This is a genomic window from Stenotrophomonas sp. PS02298 (genome assembly GCF_029959445.1).
In the GTDB taxonomy this organism is placed as follows: Bacteria; Pseudomonadota; Gammaproteobacteria; order Xanthomonadales; family Xanthomonadaceae; genus Stenotrophomonas.
This window is the reverse complement of the sequence record NZ_JASCOR010000205.1, coordinates 1-6,456: the sequence shown is the minus strand read 5'-3', so window position 1 is coordinate 6,456 and position 6,456 is coordinate 1. Positions and strand designations below refer to the sequence as shown.

Annotated in this window: 8 protein-coding genes; 5 read left to right on the top strand and 3 right to left on the bottom strand. The window is 63.9% G+C overall.

Translation table 11 applies throughout. From position 1 onward, the window contains the following. Positions 1–221 precede the first annotated feature (221 nt). Positions 222–590: a BON domain-containing protein gene (locus tag QMX78_RS19410; RefSeq protein ID WP_282272650.1), complete on the bottom strand. Its 369-nt coding sequence runs from the start codon at positions 588–590 to the stop codon at positions 222–224. A 234-nt stretch (positions 591–824) separates the two neighbouring features. On the opposite strand from QMX78_RS19410, the gene QMX78_RS19405 reads away from it, so the two are divergent. Then, the gene (locus QMX78_RS19405; RefSeq protein WP_282272658.1) at positions 825–1,010 is read left to right on the top strand and encodes a hypothetical protein; all 186 of its coding nucleotides are present in this window, start codon (positions 825–827) and stop codon (positions 1,008–1,010) included. Positions 1,011–1,165: 155 nt separating this feature from the next. Here QMX78_RS19405 and QMX78_RS19400 read toward each other — a convergent pair whose 3' ends face one another. Further along, positions 1,166–1,450, bottom strand: a complete 285-nt coding sequence (locus QMX78_RS19400; RefSeq protein WP_282272647.1) for a hypothetical protein — start codon at positions 1,448–1,450, stop codon at positions 1,166–1,168. 107 nt (positions 1,451–1,557) lie between these two features. On the opposite strand from QMX78_RS19400, the gene QMX78_RS19395 reads away from it, so the two are divergent. The 3 genes from QMX78_RS19395 to QMX78_RS19385 all read left to right on the top strand — a co-directional run bounded on the left by QMX78_RS19395 (position 1,558) and on the right by QMX78_RS19385 (position 3,274). After that, positions 1,558–1,884 carry a hypothetical protein gene (locus QMX78_RS19395; protein ID WP_282272645.1) on the top strand — a complete coding sequence of 109 codons (327 nt, stop codon included), beginning with the start codon at positions 1,558–1,560 and terminating at the stop codon, positions 1,882–1,884. 70 nt (positions 1,885–1,954) lie between these two features. Continuing rightward, positions 1,955–2,887 (top strand): CorA family divalent cation transporter, encoded by a 933-nt coding sequence (locus QMX78_RS19390; protein ID WP_282272643.1) that lies wholly within the window; start codon positions 1,955–1,957, stop codon positions 2,885–2,887. Between the two features lie 78 nt (positions 2,888–2,965). Next, positions 2,966–3,274: a DUF3817 domain-containing protein gene (locus QMX78_RS19385; protein ID WP_282272656.1), complete on the top strand. Its 309-nt coding sequence runs from the start codon at positions 2,966–2,968 to the stop codon at positions 3,272–3,274. Positions 3,275–3,403: 129 nt separating this feature from the next. Here the strand turns inward: QMX78_RS19385 and QMX78_RS19380 are convergent, their stop codons facing one another. After that, positions 3,404–3,583 (bottom strand): CsbD family protein, encoded by a 180-nt coding sequence (locus tag QMX78_RS19380; protein ID WP_282272641.1) that lies wholly within the window; start codon positions 3,581–3,583, stop codon positions 3,404–3,406. A 776-nt stretch (positions 3,584–4,359) separates the two neighbouring features. Here QMX78_RS19380 and mdoH point away from each other — a divergent pair. Continuing rightward, positions 4,360–6,279 carry a glucans biosynthesis glucosyltransferase MdoH gene (mdoH, locus tag QMX78_RS19375; RefSeq protein WP_282272639.1) on the top strand — a complete coding sequence of 640 codons (1,920 nt, stop codon included), beginning with the start codon at positions 4,360–4,362 and terminating at the stop codon, positions 6,277–6,279. The last annotated feature ends 177 nt before the right edge of the window (positions 6,280–6,456 follow it).

The following is a 6,456-nucleotide window of genomic DNA, read 5'->3' as shown; positions in this document are numbered from 1 at the left end:
GCCGAGCCATGCTCGACAGGGGCCTTCCCGGTAAAGCCTCTGCCGAGCATGGCTCGGCACTCTTGAAGGATGCGCGCCCGCGGCTCAACGACGTTGTTCTGTGTCGACGTCGCTTTGCCGCCATTGTTTTGCAGCCCGCGCTTCGCCCACGCATCGCGCCCACGCATGTGCTCCGGCTTCGGCGCGCTGTGTATGTTTGTATCGTGCGGTGGCCGTTGTGCTTACTGCGACGGTTTGCCGCCGATGATCAGCCGGCTGTCGTCGACACTGATGACGCCTTCGACCGTACGCGCGATGTCGACCATGCGGTCAGCATCTGCCTGGCTTGCCACCTGGCCACTCAGGGAGACCATGCCGCCGCGTGTTTCCACGTGGATTTCCATGCCCGGCATGTCTGCTGCGCTGGATAGTCTTTCCTTGATTTCGCGGGTGATCCACGCGTCGCTGCCGGGTTGATCGGCGGCGCCTTGGGCGAGCGCTGCTGCCGGTGGGCTTTCCTGTGCGGCTGGCCCGCCAGCGGTGGCTACCGGCGTACAGGTGGGTAGCGTTACGGCAATCAACAACACACTCCGCAGGTGCAGGTGTTTCATCACGATGCTCCTTTGGTTGGGACAAGGGCCAGCTTCGCAGCGGCCCATCACAACCCTAGCAAGCAGGGAGTTAGCGTCGTGCGCCTTTGGTGTTAGCTGCACGCGAACGCCCGGTATTCAACTACGTCACCGTGAGCTGAAGCGGCGGATGAATGCAGGGGTGCTTCACCAATATGCACGTGATGCTTACGCTGGCACGCCTAGCGTCGATTCATCCAACGGCGGAGCATGACGATGACACAGGGTGACAAGAGCGCCTATACAGGCAAGCAGAAGCGGCAGGCCGCACACATCGAGGAAAGTGAGCGCAAGCAGGGGCGTTCGAAAGCGGACGCCGAGCGCATCGCCTGGGCGACAGTGAACAAGCAGGATGGCGGCGGGAAGAAATCGGGCTCAGGCCGTGCACAGCACAAGCACTAGCAGTTGCCGGACAGACGAATTCTCAGTTGCGGGTAATGCCTGAAGCCTGCCTGCAGGAGCGGCGTAAGCCGCGAAGCCACTGGCCTGAAGCGCCACCAGTTTCGCGGTTCACACCGCTCCCACAAGGTCGTCGAAGCAGAGTCGGAAGAAGCGGCTCAGGCCTCTTCTTCCTCCTCCTCTTCTTCGTCTTCTTCTTCCTCGTCCTCTTCGTCTTCATCCTCTTCTTCGAAGGCGTCGGCTTCTTCGACGCGGACGAAGTTGGGCAGGGTGTCGGCAAAGCTGATCTGCTTGCCGTTGGCCAGCATCGGGCGCACGGCGCGCTTGCCGGCTTCTTCCACTACCGCAAAGCACACCAGGCTCTGCGCGCTTTCGTCACCGGCTTCTTCGAACACGGCTACCCAGCCGTCGGCGGGGATGATCTGGATGATGTTGTCTTGCATGGCTGGACTGGTGGTTGAAGGAATGGCGAGCTTGCGTGAAGGCGGGCGCGCTTTGCAACCGTGCACAGGTGGGATACTGCTTCGCCCCTGATTGACGGAGCTGTGGGATGGCCGAGGCACCATTGCGTACGCCCGATGGCCGCTACCTGGTGGTCCGTGGGCGGCTGTGGCGGGCCAGCAATCCAAGCCTGCCCGAACAGCTGCGGGCGTCGCTGGTGAGCCAGCTGATGACCGCACGGAGGGAAGTCGGCGCGGCGCGGCGTTCAGGTGACCGGCAACTGCTGGCCAAAGCCGGGGCGGCGGTGGATGCGGCCAAACGCGGCCTTGGGGAGCGCGGCCCGGTGTGGTGGCAGGACGGCGCGCCGGACTTCAACCGTCATCTGGCCAGGAACACGCCGTATGCGGACTGGTACGCCGCGCAGGCGCTGGACTGAGCTGCCCGTGGCTTTACTCGGCGTGCGCTGCAGACGAGGATGAGCGCTGGTCCAGATGCGGAATCACGCCATGCTCCAATGCCGCACCCTCGCCACCGCAGCCGGCGGCACGGCACCCACCTCGCTGTGGGTGGACCTGTGCCAGCCAACGCCCGAGGAGCTGGCGCAGGCCTCGGTGCAGGTGGGCTTCGTTATTCCCGACCGTGCCGGCATCAGCGAAATCGAGTTCAGCAGCCGGGTGCGGGTTGAAGGCGAGGCCTTGGTCCTGAACCTGCCGCGCTTCCAGTACGAGGTGGAGCACGTGGTCGGGCCGCTGGGCTTCGTGGTCGCACCCAATGCATTGGTGGTGCAGCGCGAGCACCGCATCGACGCGCTGGAAGGCGTGGAAGCGGAGCTGGGCAAGCACCCCTGCCACGGTTCGGCCGATCTGTTCCTGCGCATGATCGAGCACATCGTCGATCGCCTGGCCGATCTGCTCGAATCGCTGGAGAGCACGATGAGCGAGTTCTCGCGCCAGGCCTTCAACCACCCCAGGGGCAAGCGCGCCTCACGCCGGCTGGAGCAGATGCTGCACGAGGTTGGGATGATGGGCCGCCGCATCGGCGCGCTGCATAACACCTTGCACGGCATGCTGCGGATGATGAGTTACCTGGATGAAGCGACGCCTGACTGGTTCGGTGCGGATGCGCCCAAGCGGATCAAACTGGTGGTCAAGGACCTGGCCTCGCTGAGCGAGTTCGAGCAGCAACTGGGCGACCGCAATGAGTTCCTGCTGGACAGCGTGCTCGGCCTGATCAACATGGACCAGAACGAGGTGATGAAGGTGATGGCCGTGGCCTCGGTGGTCGGTATTCCGCCAACCGTGCTGGTTGGGGTGTGGGGCATGAACTTCGCCTCGATGCCGGAACTGCATTGGCATTACGGCTACGCCATCGCGCTGGCCGCAGTGGGCTTGAGCATCGTGGTGCCGCTGCTTTGGTTCAAGCGACGGGGCTGGATCTGAGTTGCGTGGATGCGACGCATTCTCGCCTACAATCGCGGTTCTTTCGAACCGCTGATGGAATCGATGTCTGCCAAACCAATGACCCCCGCCGGCAAGTTGTTTGCCGCCGCCGCACTGATTGAAGGTGTCACCTGGGCCGGTCTGCTGATCGGCATGCTGCTCAAACACGGCACCGGCACCACCGAGCTGGGTGTATGGCTGTTCGGCCGCCTGCATGGCCTGGCCTTCGTGTTTTACGTCGTCGTAACCCTGTATGCGTGGATCAAGTTGCGTTGGCCGCTGTGGGCCATGTTGCTGGCGCTGGTGGCGGCGGTGCCGCCGCTGGTGACCGTGCCGCTGGAAATGTGGTTCCGCCGCATCGGTCTGCTTTCCGAACGTCCGCATTGATGTGAGGGTGTTGTAATGGCGCGGCCGGCTTCCACACGGTCGCGCCATAGGAACTGCACAGTGTTGCCGCGTGTTACGGGCTCCGGTTATGTGCGTTGCGGAAGCAGCTCTTGCGGAGTGATGCGGGCGTCATGAATGTCGATGCTTTACCTCGTCTGCAGCCTTGCCCATTGCTTTCTGTGCTTTTCCTGCATTTTTCTCCATGTTGCCGGCCATCTGCTGGGCTTTGTTGCCTGTCATCTTCCCGGCAGCTTCCTTGATGGCACCTTTGATTTCGTGTTTGGTGCCTTCAACACGGTTGCGGTCCACGAACGGTCTCCGGAAACGTCTGCGTTGCTGCAGACAGGTCCAGACTGCGCAATGCCGGGTTTGCGGCAGGTGAGCGCAATGTTGTGATCGCGTTGTGTGCAGGGCCGGATTTAGCCTGGGTTCTGCGTGCGCGTGATTGCGCCCTGTTCATCGCTGTTCTATGCAGCGGGTTTCAGTTGCCTGCGGCCAGGCAAGTCGTTCCAAGCGGCGCTGCCATTGGATGTGAACGGGTTCCGTGATGCACGCGCGGCGTCCCGATTCCTGGTGCCTGGGTGGGGTCGCGGGATTCCCTCGGGTGGCCTGGCCTTGGGCCTGTCGATCGTGCGGTTCTGCTTGTCACGTGGCGCCTACTCGCGCGGAACGGATGCACCTGCAACGGTTTGACGCGCGGCCCTGTGGCAAGCGCGGCCCCTGCGCTACGGGTGCTTCTCGCGAGCCCCCCCCTTCGTCCCGGGCCACGGTCAAAGTGACTGGCGCAGGTGTACCTGTCGATTTGATGATGGATAATTCCCCCGTCGCCGATGCCGTCAAGGGATTGCGGCGGTTGGGCCCGGAGCGGCCCGGCTGGGCGTGTTGGCGCCCGCAGCGAGGTGGTTCGAGGGGGCTCCCGCATCGCGACCGGCAGGCTTCGTTTGCCGCAGGTTTAAGTTGGTTCTTCTAGTTTTCCCGGCTGGTCGGCTTCTCCTTCAAGGATTTCAGGTGCAACACGCAAGCAAACAGCGTTACGGCAAGGTGTGTCGCCAGGACGGGCTGCAGGTCACGCAGCGGGGTGGTCGATGAGCTCTACAGTCAGCACCGACAACGGGCTGGATGCCGGCATCGCCGTGCTCCCGGCCGAGCACCCCTTGGCCATGCCTGAGCAATCACTGCGCTCGGGCACGCTGCATGTGCCCCGGCAGAAGACCGCGCCGGCCAATATCGGCCTGCGCCGGCTGTACGTCTTCGGCAGCACCGCGCTGACCACGCTGCTCGCCACCTGGTTGATGGCGCGGGTGCTGTCCAACGGTGGCATCAACGTGCTCGAAGCCTGCCTGCTCGGCCTGTTCGTGCTGTTGTTCGCCTGGATCGCGATGTCCTTCGTCAGCAGCCTGGCCGGGCTGCAGGCGCTGCTGCGTGGCCGCCGCAAGCTAGGCATCTACCCGGACACGCCGCTGCCGCAACTGCGCAGCCGTACCGCCTTGTTGATGCCCACCTATAACGAAGACCCGCGCCGGATGATGGCCGGCCTGCAGGCGATCTACGAATCGGTGGCCGCGACCGGGCAACTGGAGCACTTCGATTTCTACGTGCTCAGCGATACCACCCGCGACGCCATCGGCCGCGCTGAAGAGCAGGTGTTCGCGCGCCTGGTGGAAGCCACCGGCGGCGCGGAGCGGCTGTATTACCGCCGCCGCGCCAGCAATATCGGGCGTAAGGCCGGGAATATCGCCGACTGGGTGCGCCGCTTCGGTGGTGCCTACCCGCAGATGCTGATCCTCGATGCCGACAGCTTGATGACTGGCGATGTGATCGTGCGTCTGGTGTCGGCGATGGAGAACCATCCGACCGTCGGCCTGATCCAGTCGCTGCCGGCGGTAGTCGGCGGCCGTACCGCCTTCGCCCGCATGCAGCAGTTTGGTGGCCGCGTGTACGGGCCGGTGATGGCCTATGGCGTGGCCTGGTGGCACGGCGCTGAGAGCAATTACTGGGGGCACAATGCGGTGATCCGCACCCAGGCATTCGCCGAGGAAGCTGGTCTGCCGGAATTGCCGGGACGCAAGCCGTTTGGCGGTCATGTGCTCAGCCATGACTTCGTCGAGGCCGCGCTGATCCGCCGTGGTGGCTGGGCCTCGCACATGGTGCCCTACCTGCATGGCAGCTACGAGGAAGGCCCGCCGACCCTGACCGATCTGCTGATCCGCGACCGCCGCTGGTGCCAGGGCAATCTGCAGCATTCCAAAGTGGTGGCCACGCCGGGCCTGCACTGGGTCAACCGCGTGCATATGTTGATCGGCATCGGCCATTACTTCACCGCACCGATGTGGGCGATGTTGATGCTGATCGGTATCGCCATCCCGCTGATCCACGGCGGCATCGACCTGGCCGAGGAGCTGCATCTGGATCTGCGGATGGCACCGGCGAGTTACTGGCGCGGTTTGGACCAGGATGGCGTGTTCTGGGTATTCGTGGTGACCATGATCGCGCTGCTATCGCCCAAGCTGATGGGTTATGTGGCGATGCTGACCTCGCGCAAGGAGCGCATCGGTTGTGGCGGCGCGTTCCGCGCTTTCATTTCGATGCTGCTGGAAACCGTGCTGGCGGCACTGATGGCGTCAGTGGTGATGTACGTGCAGTCGCGCGGTGTGGCCGAAGTGCTGGCCGGCAAGGACTCGGGCTGGGACGCACAGCAGCGCGATGACGGCAGCATCTCGGTGAGCGCCTTGCTGCGCAGTTATGGCGGTTTGAGCGTGTTTGGCGTGGTGATGGGCGTGGCCGCCTATCTGGTGTCGCCGCCGCTGGCGGCGTGGATGGCGCCGGTGGTGATCGGCATGGCGCTGGCGGTACCGGTGGTGGCGTGGACGTCCTCGCGCAAAGCCGGTGACTGGCTGCGCAGGCATGGCCTGCTGTGCATCCCGGAAGAGAACGCCCCGCCACCGGTGTTGCTGCGTGCAGCTGAGCTGCGTGCGGCTGCGCTGAAGGAACCGCTGCAGGATTGAAGGCTGCGGCTTTTATAGGAGCGGCGTAAGCCGCGAAGCCGATATCAATGCCTCACCATTTGGCCTGCAACCGCTGCGCAGGGTGCCGGTTTGGCTTCAATCGGCAGCACCGTCAGCTTCGCGGCTTACACCGCTCCTACAGGGCTCCGGATAGTTTTTGTAGGAGCGGTGTAAGCC